Consider the following 24,549-nt stretch of genomic DNA (forward strand, 5'->3'; position numbering starts at 1 on the left):
TCAATTCCGCAATTGGGGGAGGCCGACATAGAGGGCCAGCGCTTCGGGATTGGCCAGAGCTGCGGTATTCCTCACTGGCCGCCCATGGATCGTGTCGCGAACCGCAACCTCGGATATCTTGCCGGAGCGCGTGCGCGGGATGGCATCGATTGCGATGATCCGCGCTGGAACGTGTCGGGGAGACGCCCCCATTCGGATACGATTGCGTATTGTCGTTTCCATCGCTTCATCGAGCAGCGCGCCTTCGCGCAACTTGACGAACAGGATCACCCGTTGGTCGCCATCAATGTCTTGTCCGACAGCAAGCGCTTCCTCGATCGCGTCGATAGTTTCGACCTGTCTATAGATTTCCGCCGTCCCGATACGAACACCGCCAGGATTGAGCGTGGTGTCGGACCGGCCATGGATGATGTATCCACCTTGGGGCCGCTTCTCCACGAAGTCTCCATGGGCCCATAGCCCGGGAAATCGCTCGAAGTAGGCTGCGGTATAACGCGAGCCATCCTCGTCCCCCCAGAACCCGATCGGCATCGACAGATGCGCATTCCGGCACACAAGCTCTCCGGGCGCACCCAAGATCGGCTTTCCGTGCTCGTCCAGTATATCCACCTCCATCCCGAGCAACGCGCACTGCAACTCACCACGTCTCACCGGCAGCAATACATTCCCGCCAAGAAAGCAGGCGCAGATGTCAGTGCCGCCCGAAATCGACGCCAGATGCAAATCGGACATCCAGTCGCGGTAGATGTAGTCGAAGCTGGATGGAATAAGCGGAGAGCCGGTCGACAATATCATCCTCAACGTTTCCAGCCGGTGGGTTCGGCGTGGCACTACGCCTGATTTCAGGCAATGATCGATATACTTTGCGCTCGTCCCAAAGACGGAGATCTTTTCGTAATCGATAAGGTCAACCAGCCTCTCAACGTCCGGAAAGAAAGGATTGCCGTCATAGGTGACCAACGTTGCGCCAACCGCGAGACCAGAGACCTGCCAGTTCCACATCATCCAACCGCAGGTGGTGAAATAGAAGAAGCGCTCATCGCGTTGCAGATCGCAGTGAAGCACGAGCTCCTTTTTGTGCTGAATCAGCAGTCCTGCCCCCGAGTGGATTATGCATTTTGGCTTTCCAGTCGTGCCCGACGAAAAAAGGATCACCATCGGTGCCGTGAAGGGCATGCGGTTGAATGCAATGGTCTGAGGCTGATAGGTCGACATCCAGTCGTCCCAGGTCACCGCGCCCAGATCGGCAAGCCAATTGGGAACCTCATCTGCAATGAGGACAATAGCGTCCAACTCCGCCTCGGTGGATATGGCCCTTATCGATGCAGAGACATCAATAACTTTTCCCGCATAGCAGTATTCCGCCACGGCAATAAGCACCTTCGGTGCGACTTGGCACAGCCGGTCGCTCGCGGCGGTCGGTCCAAAATCAGGTGAACAGGACGACCAAATCGCGCCGATAGCCGATGTCGCGAGATATGCAACGATAGCCTCGATATCGTTGGTGACGATGGCAGCGACGCGATCCCCCTCGACTACGCCGACGGCCCGGAGCGCTTGGTCCGCACGCGAGACCATACGATAGAGGTCCGCCCAACTGACATCACGCCGTGTGCCGTCGTCGCGATAAGCGATGATGGCCACCCCATCATCGCGGCACCGCAACAGGTTCTCCGCATAGTTTACTCGCGCGCCGGGGTAAAATTGCCCACTGCGCAGCCCATCACCGGCAACGAACCCGGTCTCCCCCCTGTCGCCGACAATATCCAGGAAATCCCACAACGCCTCATGGAACTGGTCTGGCGCGTCGATCGACCAGCGATGCAGGCCGTGATAGTCGCCCGGTTCCACCCCATGCAGTGACCGGGTCGTCTCGGCAAACCGCCAAATCGCGGAAGCCTGCTTTTGTTCAGGTGACGCTTGCCAGAGGATTTCGTTGTCCATCGCAGCCTCCGTCATCCACACGCGACGCCCCGCCGGAATAACGCCCAACTCTTACCTTGGTTTACGAACCGATCAGTATCGCGCGGAAGTCGTTGACGTTCGTCCCCGTCGGCCCAGTGACGAATAGATCGTCGACCGCAGCAAAAGCTGTCCAGGCATCATGCTTGCATAGGCTCTTGCGCGGATCGATGCCCGCGGCCCGCATGCGAGACATTGTCTTCCCATCAGCAAATGCGCCAGCATTATCTTCCGAACCGTCGATCCCGTCAGTGTCGGCCGCGAGCACATGAACGTCGTCCATACCCTCGATGCCCTGCGCCAGAGCAAGCAGAAATTCCGTATTCCTGCCCCCCTTCCCGCCACTCTCGCCGCGCATGGACACTGTAGTTTCCCCGCCGGACAAAAGCACGATAGGACCCTTAAAGGGCTCGCCATAGCGCACCACATTGCGCGTAATCGCGGCGTGCATGCGCGCGATATCCTTGGCCTCGCCCTCGATAGCGTCGGACAACACTACGCAAGGCAAGCCCAATTGTGCAGCTTTCGCGGATGCAGCCTGCAATGACAAATGTGCGGAAGCGATCACATGCGCGACGTTGCGCTCAAAGACAGGGTCATCGGGCCTCGGAGCAAAGGCAGCGGACGATCTAAGATGCGCCATTACCTTTTCCGGTAGCATAAGGTGATGCTCTTCAATGATCTCAAGCGCATCGGCCGGCGTGGTCATATCCGGCACTGTTGGCCCGGAGGCGACAATAGCGGGGTTGTCGCCTGCGACGTCCGAAACCAAAAGACTGACGACCCGCGCCGGTGCTGCTGCCTTTGCCAAGCGCCCACCTTTGATCGCCGAGACATGTTTGCGCAGCACATTCATGGCCGCGATCGGCGCGCCGGAACTCAACAGGATGCGGTTGACTTCAGCTTCGTCCTCAAAGCTCAGGTCGCCGGTCGGCAGCGGCAGCAACGCGGATCCTCCACCCGACATCAGCGCAATAACTAGATCATCTGACGTGAGCCCGGTGACGGTTTCGAGCAGGCGCCTTGAGGCGGCCAAACCCGATGTGTCGGGAACCGGATGCGCAGCATGGATCACCTCGATCTGCCGCGTGGCCGTGGTCTTTCCATGTCGATCGACAACCACCCCCTCGATCGGCCCATCCCAGAGACTTTCGAACGCTGCAGCCATCTGACTGGCCGCCTTGCCGGCACCCACAATGATGGTTCGACCCTTCGGCTTTTCCGGGAGATATGGACGCAGGGCGTCCTTGGGATCCGCTGCAGCGACGGCAGCCTGAAATAGTGACTTCAAAAAAGTGCGCGGCTCGTGTCGCGTCATTCATCCCCCAACGGTTTTCAGACCTCATAGCATGGATGGGGTTCATCGCCTATCCGCACGCTCTTCAGCGAACCAGAATCGCGCGAAAATCGTTGACATTGGTATATGTCGGGCCGGTTACCACGAGGCGTTTGGCAGCCCGGAAGAATGTGTAGGCATCATTACGATCGAGATAGGCCGCGGGGTCTGAAGGACCTGAAAAATCGGAAGAAAAATCAAACCAGGCGCCAGCATTTTCTTCGGTGCCATCAATGCCATCCGTATCGCACGCAATTGCTGCCACCTGGGAATAGGGCTTAAGCGCAAGATAGAGTGCCAGGAGGAATTCGGTATTCCGGCCACCACGTCCGACGGCTTCGGGCCTGAGCGTAACTGTGGTCTCTCCACCGCTCAGTAGGACGCATGGCGGCGCAAACGGTGTGTTGTACTGGATGATCGACCGCACGATGCCCGCCATCGCGACCGCGACTTCGCGCGCCTCCCCTTCGATGGCATCCCCCAGGATGACGGCCGCAATCCCCATCGCTTCGGCCTCACGCCTGGCAGCGTCCAGAGACATGCGTGGCGTAGCGATCATATGCACCGTGTTTCTATCCGTCTCGGCTTCCGGCGCTGAATTGGCAACCAGTGATTGTGCTGCATGCTCTGGAATATCGATGCGAAAGCGCCGCAGAATAGCCTGGACGTCGTCCAGATCGGCTCCAGTAACAATCGATGGGCCTGACCCCACCGTAGCCGGATCATCACCCGGAACGTCAGAAATGATATAGGTCACAACCTTCGCAGGTGCCGCAGCCAACGCCAGCTTGCCCCCTTTGACCGCCGAAAACGCCTTGCGCACAGCATTCATTGCGCCGATCGGAGCACCTGATCTGAGCAATTGACGGGTAATGTTCTGCTTGTCGGCAAGCGAGATGCCGTTGGCTGGCATAGTGAGGAGCGACGAAGCCCCGCCTGATATCAAAACAACCACGAGATCGTTAGGACCAGCGCCTCGCGCCATCTCGACTATTTCGCGTGTTGCCTTAAGTCCTGCTTCGTCAGGCACCGGATGGGCAGCCTCCACGACCTTGACGTGCCGCGTTTCAACCGCGTGACCGTATCGCGTGACGATCAGGCCCTCGAGCGGCTCACCCCATGCGTCTTCGAACGCCCGAGCCATCCGCGCCGAGGCCTTGCCAGCACCCAACACAATGGTACGTCCTTTGGGCCGCGCCGGAAGGATCGCGTCGAATTTTTCATCCGGCAGTGCGGCATCGAGGGCCGCATCGAACAAGCGGCGAAGCACCTGCTCGGCGTCGAGATCGCCGATCGTTTCTTTGGCCAACATGCCGGACCTCCCTTACGCCTACCAGGTGCGCGTCCCGCCCGGCTTGTGCCGTGGTTCTGGTGGACGGGCGCCCGTTACAATTGCCGTCAACCGATTTCGTGATTGGCCTGGACTTCAAGGGCACGAATGAGGGCGGAGTGGTCCCATTCCTTGCCGCCCTGGGCAGCGCATGCGCTGAACAATTGCTGGCACAAAGCTGTGGCTGGCAGCGCCATATCGAGCTTGCGCGCAGAATCGAGAGCGTTGTTGAGGTCTTTCTGATGCAACTCGATACGAAAACCTGGGTCAAAGGTCCGCTTGACCATGCGGTCTCCGTGAACCTCGAGAATACGTGATGAGGCAAAGCCGCCCATCAGGGCCTCGCGCACTTTTGCCGGATCAGCTCCGGCCTTGGATGCAAAGAGCAGCGCCTCGGCGACCGCCTCAATCGTCAGCCCGACGACGATCTGGTTGGCGACTTTTGCAGTCTGGCCGTCGCCGACCTCTCCGACACGGGTAATGTTCTTGCCCATGGTTTCAAAAAGCGGCCGGACGATATCGAAATCGGCCTGTTTGCCACCCACCATTATGGACAGGGTTGCTTCGCGCGCGCCCACCTCACCACCCGACACCGGAGCGTCGAGATAACCACAGCCCTTCTCGGCGATCTTTGCAGCAAACTCTTTTGTCGCTATCGGCGAAATCGAACTCATGTCGACAATGATTTTGCCTGCTGAAATTCCATCGTAAAGACCGCCGTCACCAAACAACACCGCCTGAACATGGGGGGTGTCCGGGACCATGACGATGATGACGTCGGAGCGTTCGGCGACGGCGCGGGAGGACTCGCAGGCATGTGCACCCTTATCGGCCAAAACCTGAGGAACTTTGACCCGGTCGTAAACGAACAGCGCGTGGCCGGCATCAAGCAGATGCCCCGCCATCGGTGTTCCCATAATTCCGGTTCCGATGAATCCGATATTCATGATTCACTCCTCTAGGCAGCCCTTTGGGCGCTCATTGTGTTTAGGATAGTTTTGGCAAAATAGTCGGGCTGAAGCCTGGCGACGCCTATTGCGCCGCCAAGCCATTCAGCAAACCGCTTATTGCGGCTCGGATGCTTCGCGGGCACTGCGCGAGCCATTGGCCACGAGACCAAGATCGTTCGGGCCTTGGAAGCAGGAATAGCCTTCGCGACTTGTCCGCCAATCGAGCGGGCCACAGACCGGTTTTCCGTTCGCCTCGGCCGCCGCAAAAATACGATCGACCAGTTCTTCGTATTCGGCATCGCCCTGCTGATATCCGGAGAAATTGCCCAGATCGCCTGACGCGATGAATAGCGCATCCACACCCTCGACCGCGGCGATTTCTTCGACGTTCTCGACACCCTCGAGCGTCTCGATCATCAAGATAAGCACGATGTTGTCGTTAAACGTGGCGCGATAACCGCCCGGAACGTCGGCATAGAAGTTCGAGAACTGTCCTCCGCCGGCACTATGACGGCCAACAGGCGGGAACATGGTCCACTTAACGGCTTCCTCGGCCTCTTCGGCTGTGTCGATGGTCGGCACGACCAGCACCATCGCGCCGGCGTCGAGCGCGTGCTGAATTTCACGCTCGGTCGTTTCGGCAATACGAACACCAGGAACTGCTGCGGCGTCCGGGCACTCACGATACATCGCGGCTAGCGACTCCCAGCCGGTCTGATCATGCTGCATTTCGACCCACATGAAGTCCCATGCGCCGGATTCCGCCATCGAGCAATATATGCGCGAGTCAGGCGAACGCACCGTGCCGCCGATGATGTGTTCACCGTTGAGGATCTTCTGCTTCGCAGTGTTCCAAATTTCTACCTCGCCTTCGACGTCATAAGCGGGGCCGTATTCCCACTCCGACGCCAGGAACGCAGCATCTTGAGCGACCGCGCTACCGGCCATTGAGCAAGCCATAAGCCCCGCAACGATGGTCTTAGTTAGAATATGCATTTTCTCTCTCCCATTTCCTTTTTCAGGAACCTCACTGACAAATCAACATTTTGCCATGAAAGAAATATAGTCAAACTAAATATCTAGTATTTCATAGTATAAATAATAGATTTATATTATACTATTATTACATAGCTACCCGATTAACTTGCTAAAGAACTCTCGCTCTCGGCGTTCGAGCTTCGGGACAATCCGACCAGCGATGATCCGCTCAAAATGCGCTGTGCGGCGATGCCCATCAGCGGCGGGCTCGTCGATATAGACTTCACAGAGCAGAAACTGGTTGGGATGCTCGTTTGACCCCCAAACCTCGTAACTCACGCAGCCCGGCTCGAATTTTCTGATTTCTTCAGCCATCTCGCTAAGATCGGCGAGCACCTGATCGCGATGGCCATCTTTTATGAAGTAGCGCGCGGTCATCAAAATCATCTCAACACTCCGTTCTTTCGACTATTCGATTGCCAGTTATCTAAATAGTTGTCAAAGTATATTTGCTTTATACTATCATGATATAATAATACTAATTGTTTTTCTGTTGACCTTTACTTTTGTTTCTTGAAGACTTGCACTCAGCCCAGAGCTAATTCCGCGCATGCGCTGGAAAGCGGCAAAGAGGCCACATCTTTTTCGGAGGAGTGCAGAGAGATGAATTACTTTGGATTGATCCGCGGCGCGGCAATGACCGGCGTTGCTGTGGCCGCGCTTACAGCGGGCGCCGCGCAGGCACAGACGGTGATGCGCATCAACGTTTCGATGCCGCAGGATGGTCACCACGGCATCGCGATCGATACGTTCGCCGAGCAGGTCGAAAGCCTTACCGACGGTCGCTACCAGATCGAAACCTTTTACGCTGGCTCCCTCGGCGCCGAACGGGAATCGATCGAAGGGGTGCAATTGGGCACGCTGGAATTGACCTTCACCTCGACCGGCCCGGTCCCCAATTTCGTGCCGGAGCTGTCGATTCTCGACATCCCGTTCCTGTTCCGAGACTACGAACACGCACGCGGCGTTCTCGACAGCGAGATCGGTGACGAACTGCTCGGCCGCTTCGAAGCGCACGGGATCAAGGGCCTGGCCTGGGCCGACAACGGCTTCCGCCATATGACCAACGACATCCGCCCCATCGCCTCACCGAGCGATCTAGACGGCCTCAAGATGCGTACCATGGAAAGCCCGGTCCACATCGCAGCCTATCGCGAGTTCGGCATCCTGCCGACGCCAATGGCCTTCCCCGAAGTCTTCGCCGCCCTTCAGCAAGGTGTCGTGGACGGGCAGGAAAACCCGCTATCGGTGATAGAGTCCAACAACTTCGACGAGGTTCAGCAATACTTATCGATGACTGGTCACGTCTTCTCGCCCTGCGTCTTCCTCATGAACCTCGATATGTGGAACCAGCTCTCGGAAGAAGATCAGGGCCATTTCGTAACGGCGGCACAAGCCGGCGCAGAAGCCAATCGCGCCCGCGTCGATGCCGATGAAGAAACGGCGATCGAGTCCATGCGTGCAGACGGTATGGAAATTATCGAAGACGTCGACCGAGATATCTTCATCGAAGCGCTCGCCGCGGTCAACGCGCAGTTCGAAGAACAATTCGGTGCCGAAGAAGTTGCCGCCATTCGCGACTGGCAACCCTGATCACTCCTCAATCCAACCATGTCTCCATGCGGGCGCTGAGAGCGTCCGCATGTCCGGCAACTCTGCTAAAGGACACTCGGCATGCAATCGGCCGTCAGGATGTTCCTGCTCTTCGACAAGGGCCTCAACAGGCTAATCTCAATAATCTCGGTTCTGGCACTGGCAGCTGCGGCCTGCCTTGGCATGCTGCAGGTCGTTTCGCGCTTCGTGCTCAAGCTTCCGCTGGAGTGGACCGAGGTGATGATCCGCATATTTCTGGCGTGGATGGTGTTTGTCGGGGCCGCACTCGTGTTCCGTGCCGGCGCCATGATCGCCGTCGATCTCATGCGCCACATGATGCCTGAAAGATTTCGGCGGGCCCATGACCTATTCATCACGCTGACGACTCTGCTGTTCCTGGCGCTGCTCGGCTATTGGGGCCTCGTGTACGCGAACCGCAGCGCAACCCAAACGATCCTGGGCATGCATTATCTGTCGGTCTATTGGGCCTATCTTTCCATTCCGGTCGGCTGCGTCTGTTCGGCAATTGCCGTCATCGCGCGCTTTCTCGACGCCGAGCCGGTGGTCGATGAGGCCGAAGAGCTCAAGCTCGTACATTAAGGTTTATCGTTATGGCTATCGTCATGCTCGGGGTGATGCTGATCGGCTTCATCGTATCCATTCCTATTGCCGTTTCGATCGGCCTGGCGGGCGCTGTTGGATTGCTGATGACCAACACCAACCTCCTGATACTGCCCAAGGAAATCTACACGGCTATCGACAAGTTCCCCTTGGCGGCAATCCCGTTCTTCATACTTGCGGGTGCGATTATGGAGCGGGGAGGCATCTCCATCCGCCTTGTCAATTTCGCCAAATCATTGATCGGCGGCGTGCAGGGCGGACTGGCTGCGACGTGCGTTCTGACCTGCATGATGTTCGCCGCTATCTCCGGTTCGTCGATCGCCACAACCTTCGCTATTGGCGCCATCTTGATACCTGCCCTGGTCCGCGACGGCTATCCTCGCCCCTACGCCGCAGCGTTGCAGGCGAGTTCAGCAGAACTGGGGGTGATCATTCCCCCGTCCATCCCATTGATTCTTTACGGGGTATCTGCGGAAGTCTCGATCGGCGAACTGTTTATCGGCGGCATCGGCCCAGGGATCTTCATCGGCGCCGTAATGATGATCTTCGTGCTGCTTTACGCCCGTTGGAAAGGATACGGCAAGGTAGCCAGGGCCGACCGGCTCTCCATTACGCAGTCCGGTATCCAGGCACTGCCCGCTCTGTGCCTTCCCGTGGTGATCCTCGGTGGCATCTATAGCGGCATCACCACCCCCACCGAAGCCTCCGTTGTGGCGGTATTCGCCGCCTTGTTGATTGGCATGTTCGTCTATCGCGAGATCAAGATTTCCGATCTCTTTTCCATCTTTCACAAGGCAGTCATGTCGACCGTGATGATCATGATCATCATCGCAACGGCGGGCCTGTTCAGCTACCTGATAACCCGGGCGGGCGTACCCAATGCCATCGGCTCGTATCTGAGGGATACATTGAGCGATCCGTTCATGTTCCTTCTGATCGTCAACATCGTGTTGCTCGTCATCGGGATGTTTGTTGAAACCAATTCCTCGATCCTGGTCCTGTCGCCCATCCTGGTCCCCGTTGCCATGTCCATGGGAATCGACCCTGTCCATTTCGGGCTGATCATGGTGGTGAACCTCGCGATCGGGATGGTGACACCGCCATTAGGGGTTAATGTCTACGCGGCCTGCACGGTGGGTAACGTGAGATTCGACCAAGTCGTGCCAAGATTACTGCCGTTGATTGCGATGATGATCGGGTGCCTCATGGTGGTCACCTACGTGCCCGACATTACCCTGGCGCTGCGTGATATCGTTTATAACCGCTAGGCTTCGAACACCCGCCACAAACCGACAAAAAAGGGCGGCCATGGCCGCCCTATCTCCTTCAAATCACAAACTCTTTAGTGGTCGACAGGCTGTGCCTTACTAAAGAGATCGAGTGGCAGAGCGATCACAACAGGTTCTTCCGCCAAGCCAAACCGAGCGTTCTCGATGCTCTCCCGGATAACGTCCGACATCGCCAAGCATGCACCATGCGGATTGCCATCCTTGATGGCCGCCAACACAAGCGCATGGCGGTTGATCGATCGCTTGAACCGCTCGTCAGTATCGATCGGGGCACTAATGGCGAACGCATGCAGGATGCATGCCTCGATGATCGACGAGAAGGTCTGCATGAACGGATTGCCCGAGGCGATAAGCACCTCTTGATGGAACACCAGATCAGGCTCGGCGTAGGTCTTACGCGTATGATGGGGCTTGTCCATCAAGTTGAGCGCATATTGCATCCGCTCGATGTTGAGTGCCGTCCGACGAACGGCAGCCTGTGCAGCCGCCGCAGGCTCGAGCGCCTGACGGACCTCGAAAATCTTCCGCAGAAACCCGTTATCGACCCCGAGTTCGATCCGCCAGCTTAGCACCTGCGGATCATAGAGGTTCCAGTAGCTCTCGTTGAGAATGCGAGTGCCGATCTTGGTCTTGGAAACAAGCAGCCCTTTGGCCGCCAATGTCTTGATGGCTTCCCGCAAAGCTGTGCGGGAAACCGTATACTGATCGATCAGATCCCCTTCCGGCGGCAAAAGCGATCCGGGCGGGTACTCGCCACGCAGAATGCGCATCGCAATATCGCGCGTAATCAGGGCATGAGCGGACTTTATGGGGCCGGTCAGGAGCCTAGGCAGCACAGCGCTGTCATCGGCGTGAATATCTTTATGCATCACCATCATCATTCTCCTCCAATCATGATGCGGCTTCAGCGAAGTGCCCTCCCAAGCACAGCGCTGTGTAACGACCGGCGAAGATGTCCGCCGCTCTGATCCGGCCTCCGTGTTCTGAAGTCGACTGGTGCAAGGAATAGTCAAAGCGGTGCAATTGCGCCGGCTCAAAAACGCCCATATGGGCGATATCTTGCATCGTAATCACCGGACGACAAATTTGCCCACCGTTTCAGTCACCGGTCAACTCTTTGCGAAATTATAGTATTATTCCCTCAGGCGCACCGAGCAATCATGTCAGACAGGTGTTGATATCTGTCTGATAAAAGCGATAGTCTATTGCTGTCTTCACCCTCCCGCACGGCTCGCCATGCCCTCACATGCTCCATGACACCCGAAACGCTCGCCGATTTTTGCGTCGACGCGTGTCTCCCAATCCCTGACCAAGGACGCTGACTTTGAAATACGCAATTGTTGGCACAGGCGCGCGCCATTCTATGTTCCGCGACGCCATAACCCAAATCCATGCAGCAACGGCCGAACTCGTCGCGCTAAGTGACATTAACGACCACCGGTTGGCGCTGTCAGCGCAAGAGGTTCCGGATCAGACCGGCAACGGCATCGCAACCTACAGGGCAGAGCAGTTCGAGCAGATGATTGCCGAGCAAAAGCCTGCCACCGTGATCGTCACGGTGCCCGACTATCTCCATCACGAATATATCGTCGCTGCGATGCGGGCGGGTTGTAACGTGGTCACCGAAAAGCCCATGACCACTGATCTTTCACGCCTCAAAGCCATCCTAGATGCGCAGCGAGAAACAGGAAAATCAGTCTCCGTCACCTTCAACTACCGCTACACACCGGCCCGCACCCAGATCAAGAAAATCCTCCAGTCCGGTGCCATCGGAGACGTCACTGCCATCGATTTTTCCTGGCACCTCGATCGCGTTCACGGCGCCGACTATTTCCGCCGCTGGCACCGCTACAAGGAGAATTCGGGCGGCTTGCTGGTTCACAAATCCACCCACCATTTCGACCTCGTCAATTGGTGGCTCGGCTCGGTCCCCGAGAGCATTTCGGCCCGCGGACAGCTCGCGTTCTATAAGCCTCGGATGGCCGACCAACTTGGCCTCTCCGCGCATGGCCCACGCTGTCATGACTGCCCGGTCGCCCCCGAATGCGATTTTCGCATGGACCTTGAAACCGACGACAAGCTGCGCAAACTCTATCTGGAGGCCGAAGACCATGATGGTTATCTGCGCGACAAATGTGTGTTTGCTGATGACATCACCATCGAAGATACGATGCAGGTCTCGGTGCGCTACCGTAGCGGCGCCATGCTCAACTACACGCTATGCGCCTACAGCCCATGGGAAGGTCTGGAAATCCGTTTCCATGGGACCAAAGGCGAATTAACCCACAAGCATGTGGAAGTGCACGGCGTTTTCGGTGGAAAGCGCGAGCGCCCGGTCGACGATGCGATGACAACGACCGTGCATATCGCTGGCCAACAGCCAGAACCAATGGACGTCTGGGAAGGAACTGGCGACCATGGCGGAGCAGACCCGATCATGCTGGGCTATCTGCTCGACCCGAACGCCATGGAACCCGACCTCTACGGGCGATCCTCGACCCATGTTGATGGCGCATGGTCCATTCTCACAGGCATTGCAGCAAATCAGTCCATTGCCTCCGGCGAGACTGTGCACATCGCCCAAATGCTGGAACAGAACAACATTGTGCTCAGAGAAGCGGAGCCACCCTGATCGCGCTCGGTTCGGCGGCTGGGGCGTCAGCGAATGGGCACTCTGTGCAAGTTAACTTGCAGCAATAATTACTCTTGCAAGAAATCACGCACCGATCTAAACCTTTGAGCAGGAGGAATTCATGTCACTGCTCGAACGCGTCCAATCGGTGGCCGAAAGCTTGACCCGCGCTGAGCATTTGCTTGTGCGCGAAGTCATAGCGAAGCCGCGCGACGTGGCACTTGGCACGGCATCGAGCTTGGCACATAGAATCGGCGTCCATGAAGCTACTGCATCCCGTCTCGCCAAGAAATTGGGTTTCGAGAGCTATGCTGGTTTCCGCGATGCGATCCGCGACGAATTCATCGTCAAGACAGACCCCGCGTTGCGCGTTCGAAACACCCTTGAGGCTGCACAAGGTGGCGATCTGCTGTCAGAACTGATTGCGCGCGAGATAGAGGCGCTGGGCGCACTGCCCCGCTATCTCGACGCCGAGCGCATCGACTCTGCCGCGCAGACCCTGATCAAGGCGCGTCGCATCTTTATCTTCGCGCGAGGCAACGCGGTCACGCTGGCGGTCATGCTGGAACGGCGTTTGCTGCGCATGGGCCGCGACGTGGAAATGCTTTCAGGCGACGGTCGCGACCTGGCCGAACAGGTTCTGCGCCTGGGCGAAGGCGACGCGCTGATTGCCTTTGCGTTCCGCCGTCAGCCACGCCATCTCGGTGCGCTATTGGAGCGGGCGCGCACAGTCGGCGCGCAATCTATGGCGATTTCCGGTTCGCTCGGCCCTGCACTTGCGCCTGCACCCGACATCCTGCTCTCGGCTCCGCGGTCAGGCTCCAATGACGGATTTCAAACCCTGACGGTGCCGATGGCAATAACCAACGCCCTGATCCTGACAATGGCGCAGAAGGATCAGGCTCAAACGCTCGAGCGCCTTGAGGCACTGGGCGAACTGATCAACGATTTCGAGTCGCGTTAACGAAAATCAGTCAGGCGAAATTCGCCTGTCGGCTCGGGAGCGGGCCAATGACCAGAGCGCACCACCAGACGGAGAGGAGGCCGTCGGATCAATGCGCCAACACCTTGCAAGCTAACTTGCATGTCACACCACTGTTGCAAATTCATGTGCAATTCTGAGTGCCAGCGAAGCTGCACTCACCCCAAGGAGGATGATCGAAAATGAAACTCAAGACACTTCTCGCCACCACGGCCCTTGCGGGCTTTTTGGCTGCGCCTTCACTGGCTCAGGACCTTGACGCCATGTCCGCTGAGGAACTCCTGCCCCTTGCTCAGGAAGAAGGCACCGTGACCGTTTATTCCTTCACTAGCCGCATCGCTGCCGTCGAGGCCGCGTTCGAGGCCGCTTATCCAGGCATCGACATGATCGGCTATGACGCAAGCTCTACCGAGCAGATCGCCCGTCTCCAGGCCGAAGCCGCCGCTGGCATCGCCACCGCAGACGTTATCTACATATCGGACGCGCCAGTGGTGCTGACCCAACTGCTCGATGCAGGTCTGATCGAGGCGTACGTACCCCCGCGCGTCGACGGGCTGCTGTCCGACGAGTTCAAAAGCCCCCTGCTCTCTCAGCGTCTTTCGACCAAGGTCCTCATGTACAATGAGGAGGCCCATCCCGATGGCGCACCCGTCGACAATCTCTGGGCGCTGACAACGGAAGACTGGGCGGGCCGCGTCATCATGGTCGACCCGCTGCAGCGCGGTGATTATCTCGACCTGATGGTCGAATTCGTTCTTCGTGCCGATGAAATGGCTGCTGCCTACGAGGCCCATTTTGGTGCCCCCATCGAGCTCGACGCGGGTGTAGACAATGCCGGACTGCAGTTCATCACAGACTTGTTTGAAAACGACCTCGTGCTCGTCTCCTCGACCGATGACGTCAATGCGGCAATCGGGTCCATCGGCCAATCCAATCCGCCCATCGGCTTCACGTCCTATTCCGATCGTCGCGACAACGAGGACGAAGGCTGGGCCCTTCAGGTGGCCAATGAAGTCGAACCGTCCAACGGCATCGTTTTCCCGGCCCTTCTGGCCCTCTCCACCAACACCCAGAACCCCGCTGCCGCCCGCCTTGCCATCGACTTCCTGATGGGTGACGACAGCGAAACTGGCGGCGCGGGATTTGCGCCCTTCTATGTGGCCGGCGATTGGGCAACCCGCAGCGATATCGCTCCGCACCCCGATGCCGTCCCTCTCGAGGACTTCATCGGCTGGAGCATCGATCCGGTTGCGACGGCTGAGATCCGCCAAGAGATCGCCGACCAGATCCTGATCCTGCAGTAGGCAATAAGCACTTCTCGCCCGGCGGCCAGTGTCGCCGGGCCTCCACGAAGAGATCCTTCATCATGGCTAGCATTTCCCCATCGGCAGGACAAAAGCGGCGCTTCTCGCTGCCCCAGGGCCTTCCCCTAAAGATCGGCGTCCTCATCGCTATCGGCCTGCTCATCGCAGCACCGCTTCTGCGCATTCTGTTCGAGACGCTGGCCCCAAATTCGATCTCGGCCTGGAATGATGTCGTCCTCAGCCCGCTATCGCGTAACCTGCTGTGGATTCCGCTCGGCAATACGATGATCCTCGGCCTCGGCGTCGCCACCGGTTGCGTTCTGATCGGCGGGTTCCTCGCATGGCTGGTCGTGATGACCGACATCCCCTTCCGTCGCACCATCGGCCTGATGGCCACCCTTCCCTTCATGATACCGTCCTTTGCCACGGCACTCGCATGGGGATCGCTGTTCCGCAATGGACGTGTCGGCGGCCAGACAGGATTTCTCGAAGGCTTGGGCCTTTCTATTCCGGACTGGCTGAGCTGGGGCATGACTCCCACGCTCATTGTCCTCACGGCGCACTACTACTCCCTCGCATTCACCGTCATCGCCGCAGCGCTCGCCACCATCAATTCGGATCTTGTCGAAGCTGCCCAGATGACCGGGGCAAAGCGTGGCCGCATCTTTATGGGCATCATCCTGCCCGTCGCCCTACCGGCGATCGTCTCTGGCGCGTCCCTCACGTTCGCCGGTGCCGTCTCGAACTTCGCAGCACCCGCCTTGCTCGGCCTGCCAGTGCGCATGCAGACCATGGCCACGCGCCTCTTCGGAATGATCGAAATCGGCCAGTCCGCACGCGGCTATGTCATCGCTATCCTTTTGATTGCCGTCTCCGCCCTGTTCCTGTGGTTCGGCAACAAGATCATCTCGGGGCGCCGTTCTTATGCAACGATCACCGGCAAGGGCGGCCGCGCCAAGCGCTTCACCCTCGGCACGGCCAAATATCCGCTCTTTGCTGCGGCAGCGCTCATCTGTCTTTTGACAACCGTTGTACCGGTCGTCATCCTCATCGCCTCCTCGGTCGCCCCCAGTTCGTCGGCGCTCTTTTCGAACTGGACGCTGCACTACTGGATCGGCGCCTCCACCCCGACAATCGCCCAGGGTCAGGCCGGCGTCTTCTACAACCCGTTCATTGTCTCAGCCACGACAACAACCATCAGCCTTGGCCTCGTCGTCGCCGTCACCGGCTCTATCCTCGGCCTTATGATCGCCTTCACGCTGGCTCGTTACCGCACTGGTTTCCTCTCGGGCACGATCAATCAGCTATCCTTCCTGCCCCTGCTTGTCCCCGGCATTGCCTTCGGCGCCGCCTATATCGCGCTATTCGGTGCCCCCATGGGCCCCTTCCCGGCGCTCTATGGCACCTTCGCGCTGCTGGTGATCGCCGGCACGGCCTACCTGGTGCCCTTCGCAGTTCAGACCGGTCGCGCCGTGATCCAACAGGTATCTGGTGATCTCGATGAAAGCGCTCGCCTCACCGGTGCAGGATTTTTCCGCCGCATGACTGCAATCACGGTCCCACTGGCCAGTCGCGGGATCGCGGCCGGTGCGCTCATCATCTTCGTGAAAATCGTGCGAGACCTTTCACTCGTCGTGCTGCTTTTCACACCCACGACCCCGGTCCTCTCCGTGCTCGCCTACCGCTACGCCTCGGAAGGTTTCACCCAGTTCGCCAACGCGATCACCGTCGTCATTCTCGTCATTTCCATCGCAGCGACCCTGCTGGCCAACCGCCTGCAGACCAAGTCCCAGCCCTGGCTCAAAAACTAGGCCACCCATGATCACCATATCCAATCTCACGAAATCCTTCGGCACGTTTGACGCAGTCAAATCGGTTGATATCGAGGTCCCGCAAGGTGCATTCCTTGTCCTCGTGGGCCCGTCTGGCTGCGGCAAATCGACGATGCTACGCATGCTCGCCGGGCTCGAAACACCAACCGCCGGGACGATCTCCTTTGCGGGAAACACTGTGTCGGACGGCGATCGCGGCTGGACCATCGAGCCTGCCGAACGCAACACCGGGCTGGTGTTCCAATCTTACGCCCTGTGGCCACACATGACGGTCTCTGGCAATGTCGAGTGGCCGCTCAAGGTCGGCAAGATGCCAGCAGCCGAACGCAAGACCCGCGTTGCCGAAGTTCTGAAACTCCTCGGCATCGAGAAACTCGCCGCCCGATATCCCAACGAGATTTCCGGCGGCCAACAGCAGCGCGTCGCCATCGCCCGGATGATCGCACCTCGTCCCGGTATACTGTTGTTCGACGAACCCCTCTCAAACCTCGATGCCAAGCTCCGGGTCGAGATGAGAACGGAGCTCCTCCGGGTTCACCGCGCCACCGGCGCGACCTCAATCTACGTCACACACGATCAGGTCGAAGCGATGACCATGGCGAGCCATGTCGCCGTCCTCAAAGACGGTGAAGTCGAACAGTTTGGTACGCCCCAAGATTTGGTGGCCGAACCCCGCACAGCGTTCGTGGCCACGTTTGTCGGCACCCCACCCGCCAACCTCATCCCGGTCGCGCCACAGGGCGTTGCCACGACGTTTGATGGCAATGTTCTGCCTATAAACCTTAACCTGTCTGGTCCGGCCCAAGCCATGTATCGCCCCGAAACCCTTGGCGTCTCGGCTGAACCGACGCCCAAAAGCCTCGCGCTCGAATTTGCCGAAGCCAGCCCGGTCGCCGGCCGCATCATGATTACCGGCACAAAAGGCGATATGCGTCTGACAGCGGTGGTCGACTCGGCGCCCAAATTTACGCCCGGTGACACTGTCCATTTCACGGTCCCCGAAACGCCCGACGCGCTGTTTGCCCCCAACGGGGAGCGCATGCCATGAAACGTCTGATGATTGTCCGCCATGGCGAGTCCGAATGGAACGCGAGCCGCCTCTTGCAGGGCCAGGCCGATATCAATCTTTCGCCCAAGGGCCGCGCGCAAGCCGAGGCCCTGCGCCCTGTGGTCGAGGGACTGACGCCCGACCACGTCATCTGTTCGGACCTTAAGCGCGCTCACGACACCGCGCTGCTGCTCGGCATCGACGCGCCCAATCCAAACGCTGATCTGCGTGAAATTAATGTCGGGGACTGGACGGGACGCTCTATCGCCGATATCCGCGCCCAGACCCCTGACGACTATCAGGGCTGGCGAGCCGGTACCCACACACCGCCCGGCGGAGAAGCCTGGTGCGATTTCGTTGATCGCACGACACGTTGCGTCACCAGCGCTCTAGCCGACAGCGAACGTCTGCTCGTCGTCTGCCATGGCGGGGTCATCCGGGCGCTTCTCGAACGCCTGATCGACCTGCCGCCCAGACGGATCATTCCGGTCGGCCCGGCGAGCCTCACGATCCTCGCCGAGCGCCCCGCAGGATCGACCAATATGCGGCTGGAGCTTTTCAACTTCTCCCCGCTCGGTCCCATACTCGACGCACCAGACTGATGCCTTATCCGAAGTTGGGCTTGCGCTTCTCCAAAAACGCCTTGAGCCCTTCTTCGGCATCCGGCCCCGTCTGGCTCAACGCCGCGGCAAGGCTTTCCGCATAAAGACCGGCCTCTGGCGACATCGTCCCGATCCGGGCAATCGCCTGCATGATGAACTGGTTGATCGTCGGCGAATTCTCGGCAATCCGACCCGCCAATTCGAACGCTGTTTCAAGCGCCTTGCCTTCGGGCACAGCATAGTGCGCCAGCCCCAGACGCTCGCCGTCGGTACCCGAATAGGTTCGCCCCGTCAGCATCATTTCGGTTAGCCGATCCGCTCCGATCAGCTTGGCAATCCTCACCGATCCACCGCCGCCGACAAAGATGCCCCGCAGCCCCTCAGGCATCCGAAACTTTACGCTCTCCTCGGCCACCCGCACATGGCAGGCGGCGGCAAATTCCAGCCCCCCGCCCATCACCGCGCCATTCATCGCAGCCACTACCGGCACGCGGCTGAACTGGACGAGTTCCATCACCCGATGCCAATTGCGCGAATGGGCCATTACCTCGAGCGGCTGGCGGTGCACCTGTTCGGACAGATCGAGTCCCGATGAGAAATGCCCACCCGCCCCGCTGATCACCACCACACGCACGTCGGTCGGTATGTTCAAAAAAAACGCATCGAGCGCTGCAATCACCGCATCATTGAGCGCATTGCGCTTGGCCGGACGGTCCAGCATGAGATGCGCGATCGCGCCCTTTTGCTCGATCTTCAGGACTGCATCGTCCATGCCCATATCCTTCATGTGTCCATGATCGCTCATGCGCCCAGCACCGAACGAACGTCGTCTGGCATCGGCAACGGCTTGATCGCCCCCTCTACTTCGGGATCGCGCCCCACCCACACCCGCTTTTCGTGCGCCTCGATCGCCTTCTCACCACCGTTGAAGACGGTATGCCGAACGCCAAAGCTCGTCCGTCCGAGTTCGACAATCTCTGAGCAGATCTCAATTTCGTCGCCAAACCGCGAAGGCTTGAAAAACTGCGCACCGGTGTCGACCATCGGGATGCCCAATATTCCATGCTTTTCGATCCACAACCGCTTGTGCATCTGAAAAGCCTTCGAGAGCAGCGCCGCCGTCGCATTGTCGAAGAAACGGAAGTAATTGGGATAGTAAACGATCCCCGCTGGGTCGCAGTCGCCGAACTGAACCTCGACCCTGGTCACATTTGAAAACACCATGCTCTCCTATTTGGGCTGCATGCGCAGCGCGCCATCGAGGCGTACCACCTCGCCATTGAGGTAATCATTGGCGATCATCGCCAGCACCATTTGCGCGAACTCCTCCGGCCGCCCCAACCGCGCCGGATGGGGAATCGCGGCCCCAAGGCTCGCCTGCACTTCCTCCGGCAACCCTTCGAGCAAAGGCGTCGAAAACAGCCCCGGCGCAATCGCCAGTACCCGCACGCCAAACCGGGCAAATTCCCGCGCCGCCGGCAGCGTCAGCGAAACGATGCCGCCCTTGGAGGCGGCATATGCCGCCTGCCCGATCTGGCCCTCGAACGCCGCGACCGACGCTGTCGAGATGATCACGCCCCGCTGACCATCTGCTCCGGGCTCCACCCCCTGCATCCTGTCCGCGACCAGCCGCATCATGTTAAAACTGCCAACGAGATTGACGCTGATCACCTTCTCGAACGCATCGAGCGCCATCGGCCCCTCGCGCCCCACGATCCGTCCCGCCGTCCCGATCCCGGCACAATTGACGAGCACGTACGGTACGCCAAGAGCGTCCACTGCAGCAGCCACCGCTCGCTCGGCGCCTTTTGCGTCGGCCACGTCGCAGGCAAAAAACGCGCCTCCGATTTCCTCTGCGACGCCTTCGCCCTTGCCGGCATCCCGGTCCAACACCGCCACCCGAGCGCCGGACTTGGCCAAAGCCCGTGCCGTCGCCGCCCCGAGCCCGGATGCCGCCCCGGTCACGATCGCCGTCTTGCCATCTATGTCCATCAGAACGCCTCCACGTTCTCGATCAGGAGGGCAATCCCTTGCCCCCCACCGATACACGCCGATGCAATCCCAAACCGCTCGCCCGACCGCACCAGTTCATTGGCCAGCGTCAGTGCCAAACGGATACCCGTCGCACCCAGCGGGTGCCCGATGGCAATCGCCCCGCCATTCACGTTGAGCCTGTCTTCATCGAGCCCCAGTTCATCCACGCACGCCAGAATCTGCGCCCCGAACGCCTCGTTGATCTCAATGCGCCCAATCTGGTCCAACCTCATGCCCGACGCCTCCAGCACGGCCCGGATCGCCGGCGCAGGCCCGATCCCCATGATCTGAGGCGGAACACCCACCGCCGCAGAGGCAATTATCCGCACCTTCGGCGTTAGCCCATTGGCCTTGGCATAGGCTGACGACCCGACCAGGACCGCGCCGGCACCGTCGACGATTGCCGAGGAATTGCCCCCCGTCTGAACACCCCCAAACGCCGGCTTCAATTTGGCCAGAACCTCATAAGCCGAGGGCCGAATATGGCTATCCACATCAACGCTCTCGACCCCACGCGGCAGCCTGATCCCCCGCCCCTCGACGCGCTCGGCTTCGAATGTCTCCGTCACCACAGGCACGATCTCTTCAGCGAGCCGTCCTGCGTCCCGCGCCGCAATGGCCCGCTCAAAACTGCGCGCCGCGAAGCGGTCCACCCGTTCGCGATCGATGCCATACTGCTTGGCAAGGTTTTCCGCAGTGTCACCCATATTGACGCAACCGGCCGGATCGTAGAGCGCTTCCCAAAGGAAGTCCTTGAACTCCACCCGGCCCATCGCAAACCCGTTTCGATGCGTATAGGCGGCAATGGGATTGCGGCTCATCGATTCCGCGCCAGCCCCGAGCGCCAGCGAAACGCGCCCCAGCGACACAGCATCCGCCGCCTGGGCGATCACCTCTAGGCCCGTGCCGCAAATCCGCTGCACAAGATGCGCCGGCGCCTCGATCGGCGCCCCCGCATAAAGCCCGATATGGCGCGGCGTCATATAGGCGTCGAAAGAGGCCTGCGCCATCGACCCGGCAATCGTCGTCTCGATATCGCTGGGCTTGATCCCCACACGCGCGATCGCCGCTCGCGCCGCCTTGATCCCCAGGTCGATGGGCGAAATTTCTGCCAGCGCCCCGCGATAATCGACAAACGGGGTTCGCGCGCCGCCCAGCAACCACGCATCGTCAAATGTCAGCCGCAATCCCTTGGCCATTCTCATGTCCTTTCGCGCGGAAGGTCGAGCACACCTTCGCCTGGCTCGTCTTTATAAAGGCGCTCGACCAGTTCGGCCCGGGCGGCCAGAACGGCGCGCTGATTGATCGACCCCTTGTCGGTCACCTCGCCCTTGTCGATATCGGGCGGCGTCGTCAAGACTATGGCCCGCGCCACATGGCTGGAACTTCCCGTTGCCGATCTGGCCAGCGCCGAAAGACTTTCGGAGAATTTTTGGGCAACCGACGGCTGGGCGATAATTTCTTCAGCATCGCGCCCCGGAGGCAATCCGGCATGGCGCGCGCACGCTTCCATATCTGGGAAAATTAAAGCCCCGAGATGATTGCGGTCTGCGCCGGTCAACACAACATCCCGGATTAGCGGCGCACATGCCGAGATCACCGATTTGCGCACGGCAGCAAAATTGACCCACGTCCCAGTCGAGAGCTTGAAGTCTTCGCTCACACGACCATCGAACACGAAGCCCTTTGACAGATCGTCTGCATCGACAGGCTTGATGGCGTCCCCGATTTTGTAAAACCCCTCCTCGTCGAACGCTTCGGCAGTCTTTTGATCATCGCGCCAATAGCCCGGCGTCACGTTCGGCCCTTTCAGCCGCAACTCGGTCTTGTCGCCATCGGGCACGAGCTTGATGGTCATCCCCGCCGCCGGAAGCCCGATATGCCCCGCCTCGGTCACCGGCCATGTCGTCGTGAAAGCAAAGGGCGCCGTCTCGGTCGAACCATAGCCGGTGATGATCATCACCCGCTGCCCCAATTCAGTCTGCGCCGCCCGGTCCAGTCCGTCGAACACATGCTGCGACAGGCTCGCACCGGCATACTGCACCAGCTTTGCCTTCGCGAAAAAATTGCGTCGCACCACCGGGTCCTCATCGAACGCCGCGACAAGAAACTCATACGCCTTGGGCACATTGGTGTGCAGCGTCGGCTGCACTTCGCGCAGATTGCGTAAGCTCAGCCCAATTCGAGCCGGCGTCGGCTGACCATCGTCGATATAGAAGCTGCCACCATTGTAGAACGCGATGCCAGTATTGTGGCTCCCGCCCGCCACATGGTTCCAGGGCATCCAATCGAGCAACACCGGCGGCTCATCGCGCAGGAACGCCAGCGCTGTTCGAATCATCTCCTGATTGCACACCATCATGCGGTTGGTGGTGATTACCCCTTTGGGCATGCCGGTCGAGCCTGATGTAAATAGCACCTTGGCAATCGTATCGAGCGCGATCGCCTCGTGTGCCTTTGCCACAGCGTCCGTAACCGCTGTTGCAGCCAGAGCATCAAACGAAAGCGTATTACGCCGCCCCGTCGGATTGGCTTTGACCACGAGCGGAACATCTTCGCCAAATGCGGCCTCAACGGCTCGGCCAAACTTCGCGCCGTCCGACACATAGACCATGCCAGGCGTCAAAAGCCCGGCGATATGCTTGAGCTTTCCAAAATCGCTCGAAATCAGTGAATAGGCGGGCGAAATCGGTGCGTACGGAATACCAACCCACATCGCTGCCAACCCAAGCAGCAGATGCTCGATCTCGTTGCCCGACAGGATCACCAATGGCCGCTCCGCGGACAACCCGGCGTCGAGCAACCCTTGCGCCAACGGCGGAAGAGCGGCAATAACCTCGGCATAGCTCAAGCGACGCCACGCGCCATCCGGACCATGCCGATCGGCCACCATCAGTGCATCTGGCGTCTTTTCTGCCCAACCTTCAATCGCATCGCCGATCGACCGTGGATACGCCCCTAGCGCTTCCACGGAACGAACCACGTGCGCGCCATCCCCACGGGCCTCCGCACGAACGACCATACGCCCCATCTGCACCGGGCGTACATGCGCATACTGATCGTCCATTCCCACCTCCCTGGCTATTTATGTTATATTACATAACAAAATGAGGTTCAAGGCGCTCCCATTGCGTTTGAATGCTCGTTGTTAGAGCTGAATCTGCTCAATGAAAATCCCGGCTGGGAAACAATTGCTTTGCCTGATCCCTTGGGTGCATTGCGCGGGATGGGCGGAATGCCGTGCGCGGCGCGTCGTCCACTTGTGGAGCCGTAATGCCGATAGCGCCGTCAAGTGGGTGTCCGAGATCGGACAGGCGGAACGAGAGGTCCTCGATCTGATCGGCGATCAGATGCATGACGATACCTTCGCGCTCCAGTTTCCCCGTTACGCGCAGCAATCGCCCCCCTATGACCATCCTGCGAAATCGTTCATAGACCTTGGGCCAGACGACAACGTTCGATACGCCGGTTTCATCTTCAAGCGTTAGAAAAATGACACCCGAAGCCGTACCCGGCCTTTGGCGGGTTATAACCAGCCCGCAGACCGATATGCGGCGATGCTGCGTTGTCAGGAGGTCTCCATGGGCAATGATACCCGGTATGCTCGGACGTAGAAGCTCCATTGGATGCGCCCTCAAGCTCAAGCGCATGGCCACGTAATCCTCCACCACCTCCTCACCCAATTGCATGGTGGGCAGGTTGACCGGCGGCTCATAAATGCCCTCTCCGTCTATTGGGTCAGAGAACAGAGGTAGGGGCGTCGGGCCCTTGATAGCGCGCACCTGCCACAACGCATCGCGGCGCGGCAGTCCCATGCCGGAAAATGCGTCCGCTTCAGCCAGTTTTTCCAACACCGATGGCTTTAATCCCGCCCAAAGCCAGAGACTTTCCGGATCGGGATAGCCATTGCCGCGCGCGGCCACCATCCAGTCTGCATCCTATCGTCGATCGAAAACGCCATCTGCTATGGCTTGGCACTACTAGCAGACCGTTTCG

Annotated in this window: 22 protein-coding genes; 9 read left to right on the forward strand and 13 right to left on the reverse strand. The window is 59.2% G+C overall.

Going from position 1 to position 24,549, the window contains the following annotated elements:
• From BLR31_RS08405 to BLR31_RS08430, 6 genes are all read right to left on the reverse strand, one after another.
• Nucleotides 1-1,959 carry an acetoacetate--CoA ligase gene (locus BLR31_RS08405; RefSeq protein ID WP_090594635.1) on the reverse strand — a complete coding sequence of 653 codons (1,959 nt, stop codon included), beginning with the start codon at nt 1,957-1,959 and terminating at the stop codon, nt 1-3.
• A 46-nt stretch (nt 1,960-2,005) separates the two neighbouring features.
• Nucleotides 2,006-3,280 carry a glycerate kinase type-2 family protein gene (locus tag BLR31_RS08410; protein WP_090594638.1) on the reverse strand — a complete coding sequence of 425 codons (1,275 nt, stop codon included), beginning with the start codon at nt 3,278-3,280 and terminating at the stop codon, nt 2,006-2,008.
• A gap of 64 nt (nt 3,281-3,344) precedes the next feature.
• Nucleotides 3,345-4,610, reverse strand: coding sequence for a glycerate kinase type-2 family protein (locus tag BLR31_RS08415; RefSeq protein WP_090594640.1), 1,266 nt, complete (start codon nt 4,608-4,610; stop codon nt 3,345-3,347).
• An 86-nt stretch (nt 4,611-4,696) separates the two neighbouring features.
• The gene (locus tag BLR31_RS08420) at nt 4,697-5,578 is read right to left on the reverse strand and encodes a 2-hydroxy-3-oxopropionate reductase (protein WP_090594643.1); all 882 of its coding nucleotides are present in this window, start codon (nt 5,576-5,578) and stop codon (nt 4,697-4,699) included.
• 114 nt (nt 5,579-5,692) lie between these two features.
• Nucleotides 5,693-6,574: an HpcH/HpaI aldolase family protein gene (locus tag BLR31_RS08425; RefSeq protein WP_090594645.1), complete on the reverse strand. Its 882-nt coding sequence runs from the start codon at nt 6,572-6,574 to the stop codon at nt 5,693-5,695.
• A gap of 135 nt (nt 6,575-6,709) precedes the next feature.
• The gene (locus tag BLR31_RS08430; protein WP_090594648.1) at nt 6,710-7,003 is read right to left on the reverse strand and encodes a putative quinol monooxygenase; all 294 of its coding nucleotides are present in this window, start codon (nt 7,001-7,003) and stop codon (nt 6,710-6,712) included.
• A gap of 216 nt (nt 7,004-7,219) precedes the next feature.
• Here BLR31_RS08430 and BLR31_RS08435 point away from each other — a divergent pair, with 216 nt between their 5' ends.
• The 3 genes from BLR31_RS08435 to BLR31_RS08445 all read left to right on the forward strand — a co-directional run bounded on the left by BLR31_RS08435 (nt 7,220) and on the right by BLR31_RS08445 (nt 10,098).
• The gene (locus BLR31_RS08435) at nt 7,220-8,209 is read left to right on the forward strand and encodes a TRAP transporter substrate-binding protein (protein WP_210183897.1); all 990 of its coding nucleotides are present in this window, start codon (nt 7,220-7,222) and stop codon (nt 8,207-8,209) included.
• An 81-nt stretch (nt 8,210-8,290) separates the two neighbouring features.
• On the forward strand, nt 8,291-8,809 hold the full coding sequence (locus tag BLR31_RS08440; RefSeq protein WP_090594650.1) for a TRAP transporter small permease: 519 nt from the start codon (nt 8,291-8,293) through the stop codon (nt 8,807-8,809).
• Between the two features lie 11 nt (nt 8,810-8,820).
• Nucleotides 8,821-10,098: a TRAP transporter large permease gene (locus BLR31_RS08445; protein WP_090594653.1), complete on the forward strand. Its 1,278-nt coding sequence runs from the start codon at nt 8,821-8,823 to the stop codon at nt 10,096-10,098.
• A gap of 74 nt (nt 10,099-10,172) precedes the next feature.
• Here the strand turns inward: BLR31_RS08445 and BLR31_RS08450 are convergent, their stop codons facing one another.
• Nucleotides 10,173-10,994 carry a FadR/GntR family transcriptional regulator gene (locus BLR31_RS08450; RefSeq protein WP_176762571.1) on the reverse strand — a complete coding sequence of 274 codons (822 nt, stop codon included), beginning with the start codon at nt 10,992-10,994 and terminating at the stop codon, nt 10,173-10,175.
• A gap of 449 nt (nt 10,995-11,443) precedes the next feature.
• On the opposite strand from BLR31_RS08450, the gene BLR31_RS08455 reads away from it, so the two are divergent.
• From BLR31_RS08455 to BLR31_RS08480, 6 genes are all read left to right on the forward strand, one after another.
• The gene (locus BLR31_RS08455) at nt 11,444-12,751 is read left to right on the forward strand and encodes a Gfo/Idh/MocA family protein (RefSeq protein WP_090594659.1); all 1,308 of its coding nucleotides are present in this window, start codon (nt 11,444-11,446) and stop codon (nt 12,749-12,751) included.
• Nucleotides 12,752-12,872: 121 nt separating this feature from the next.
• Nucleotides 12,873-13,715, forward strand: coding sequence for a MurR/RpiR family transcriptional regulator (locus tag BLR31_RS08460; protein WP_090594662.1), 843 nt, complete (start codon nt 12,873-12,875; stop codon nt 13,713-13,715).
• Between the two features lie 200 nt (nt 13,716-13,915).
• Nucleotides 13,916-15,037 (forward strand): ABC transporter substrate-binding protein, encoded by a 1,122-nt coding sequence (locus BLR31_RS08465; RefSeq protein ID WP_090594665.1) that lies wholly within the window; start codon nt 13,916-13,918, stop codon nt 15,035-15,037.
• A gap of 62 nt (nt 15,038-15,099) precedes the next feature.
• Complete coding sequence (locus tag BLR31_RS08470; protein ID WP_090594667.1) at nt 15,100-16,848, forward strand: ABC transporter permease; 1,749 nt, start codon at nt 15,100-15,102, stop codon at nt 16,846-16,848.
• 7 nt (nt 16,849-16,855) lie between these two features.
• Complete coding sequence (locus tag BLR31_RS08475; protein WP_090594670.1) at nt 16,856-17,917, forward strand: ABC transporter ATP-binding protein; 1,062 nt, start codon at nt 16,856-16,858, stop codon at nt 17,915-17,917.
• Entirely contained in the window at nt 17,914-18,519 is a 606-nt protein-coding gene (locus tag BLR31_RS08480) for a histidine phosphatase family protein (protein WP_090594676.1), read from the forward strand. The genes BLR31_RS08475 and BLR31_RS08480 overlap by 4 nt, the downstream gene beginning before the upstream one ends.
• Before the next feature lie 4 nt (nt 18,520-18,523).
• Here BLR31_RS08480 and BLR31_RS08485 read toward each other — a convergent pair whose 3' ends face one another.
• The 6 genes from BLR31_RS08485 to BLR31_RS08510 all read right to left on the reverse strand — a co-directional run bounded on the left by BLR31_RS08485 (nt 18,524) and on the right by BLR31_RS08510 (nt 24,479).
• Nucleotides 18,524-19,297 (reverse strand): crotonase/enoyl-CoA hydratase family protein, encoded by a 774-nt coding sequence (locus tag BLR31_RS08485; RefSeq protein WP_425287222.1) that lies wholly within the window; start codon nt 19,295-19,297, stop codon nt 18,524-18,526.
• Between the two features lie 23 nt (nt 19,298-19,320).
• Entirely contained in the window at nt 19,321-19,740 is a 420-nt protein-coding gene (locus BLR31_RS08490; RefSeq protein WP_090594917.1) for an acyl-CoA thioesterase, read from the reverse strand.
• A gap of 9 nt (nt 19,741-19,749) precedes the next feature.
• Nucleotides 19,750-20,511, reverse strand: coding sequence for an SDR family NAD(P)-dependent oxidoreductase (locus BLR31_RS08495; RefSeq protein WP_090594679.1), 762 nt, complete (start codon nt 20,509-20,511; stop codon nt 19,750-19,752).
• Nucleotides 20,511-21,752 (reverse strand): thiolase family protein, encoded by a 1,242-nt coding sequence (locus BLR31_RS08500; RefSeq protein WP_090594683.1) that lies wholly within the window; start codon nt 21,750-21,752, stop codon nt 20,511-20,513. The genes BLR31_RS08495 and BLR31_RS08500 overlap by 1 nt, the downstream gene beginning before the upstream one ends.
• Before the next feature lie 2 nt (nt 21,753-21,754).
• Nucleotides 21,755-23,620, reverse strand: a complete 1,866-nt coding sequence (locus tag BLR31_RS08505) for a feruloyl-CoA synthase (RefSeq protein WP_090594685.1) — start codon at nt 23,618-23,620, stop codon at nt 21,755-21,757.
• Between the two features lie 97 nt (nt 23,621-23,717).
• The gene (locus tag BLR31_RS08510; RefSeq protein WP_090594686.1) at nt 23,718-24,479 is read right to left on the reverse strand and encodes an OB-fold nucleic acid binding domain-containing protein; all 762 of its coding nucleotides are present in this window, start codon (nt 24,477-24,479) and stop codon (nt 23,718-23,720) included.
• Between the last annotated feature and the right edge of the window lie 70 nt (nt 24,480-24,549).

The organism is Pelagibacterium luteolum, assembly GCF_900100665.1.
GTDB classification, from domain to species: domain Bacteria; phylum Pseudomonadota; class Alphaproteobacteria; order Rhizobiales; family Devosiaceae; genus Pelagibacterium; species Pelagibacterium luteolum.

Bases quoted from the DNA above. Each gene is read 5' to 3' on its own strand.
- BLR31_RS08415 (WP_090594640.1), bottom strand. From the start codon at position 4,610: ATGTTGGCCAAAGAAACGATCGGCGATCTCGACGCCGAGCAGGTGCTT.
- BLR31_RS08470 (WP_090594667.1), top strand. From the start codon at position 15,100: ATGGCTAGCATTTCCCCATCGGCAGGACAAAAGCGGCGCTTCTCGCTG.
- BLR31_RS08425 (WP_090594645.1), bottom strand. From the start codon at position 6,574: ATGCATATTCTAACTAAGACCATCGTTGCGGGGCTTATGGCTTGCTCA.
- BLR31_RS08485 (WP_425287222.1), bottom strand. From the start codon at position 19,297: ATGGGCATGGACGATGCAGTCCTGAAGATCGAGCAAAAGGGCGCGATC.
- BLR31_RS08495 (WP_090594679.1), bottom strand. From the start codon at position 20,511: ATGGACATAGATGGCAAGACGGCGATCGTGACCGGGGCGGCATCCGGG.
- BLR31_RS08475 (WP_090594670.1), top strand. From the start codon at position 16,856: ATGATCACCATATCCAATCTCACGAAATCCTTCGGCACGTTTGACGCA.
- BLR31_RS08435 (WP_210183897.1), top strand. From the start codon at position 7,220: ATGAATTACTTTGGATTGATCCGCGGCGCGGCAATGACCGGCGTTGCT.
- BLR31_RS08505 (WP_090594685.1), bottom strand. From the start codon at position 23,620: ATGGACGATCAGTATGCGCATGTACGCCCGGTGCAGATGGGGCGTATG.
- BLR31_RS08460 (WP_090594662.1), top strand. From the start codon at position 12,873: ATGTCACTGCTCGAACGCGTCCAATCGGTGGCCGAAAGCTTGACCCGC.
- BLR31_RS08450 (WP_176762571.1), bottom strand. From the start codon at position 10,994: ATGGTGATGCATAAAGATATTCACGCCGATGACAGCGCTGTGCTGCCT.
- BLR31_RS08500 (WP_090594683.1), bottom strand. From the start codon at position 21,752: ATGGCCAAGGGATTGCGGCTGACATTTGACGATGCGTGGTTGCTGGGC.
- BLR31_RS08405 (WP_090594635.1), bottom strand. From the start codon at position 1,959: ATGACGGAGGCTGCGATGGACAACGAAATCCTCTGGCAAGCGTCACCT.
- BLR31_RS08410 (WP_090594638.1), bottom strand. From the start codon at position 3,280: ATGACGCGACACGAGCCGCGCACTTTTTTGAAGTCACTATTTCAGGCT.
- BLR31_RS08440 (WP_090594650.1), top strand. From the start codon at position 8,291: ATGCAATCGGCCGTCAGGATGTTCCTGCTCTTCGACAAGGGCCTCAAC.
- BLR31_RS08445 (WP_090594653.1), top strand. From the start codon at position 8,821: ATGGCTATCGTCATGCTCGGGGTGATGCTGATCGGCTTCATCGTATCC.
- BLR31_RS08465 (WP_090594665.1), top strand. From the start codon at position 13,916: ATGAAACTCAAGACACTTCTCGCCACCACGGCCCTTGCGGGCTTTTTG.
- BLR31_RS08480 (WP_090594676.1), top strand. From the start codon at position 17,914: ATGAAACGTCTGATGATTGTCCGCCATGGCGAGTCCGAATGGAACGCG.
- BLR31_RS08510 (WP_090594686.1), bottom strand. From the start codon at position 24,479: ATGGTGGCCGCGCGCGGCAATGGCTATCCCGATCCGGAAAGTCTCTGG.
- BLR31_RS08430 (WP_090594648.1), bottom strand. From the start codon at position 7,003: ATGATTTTGATGACCGCGCGCTACTTCATAAAAGATGGCCATCGCGAT.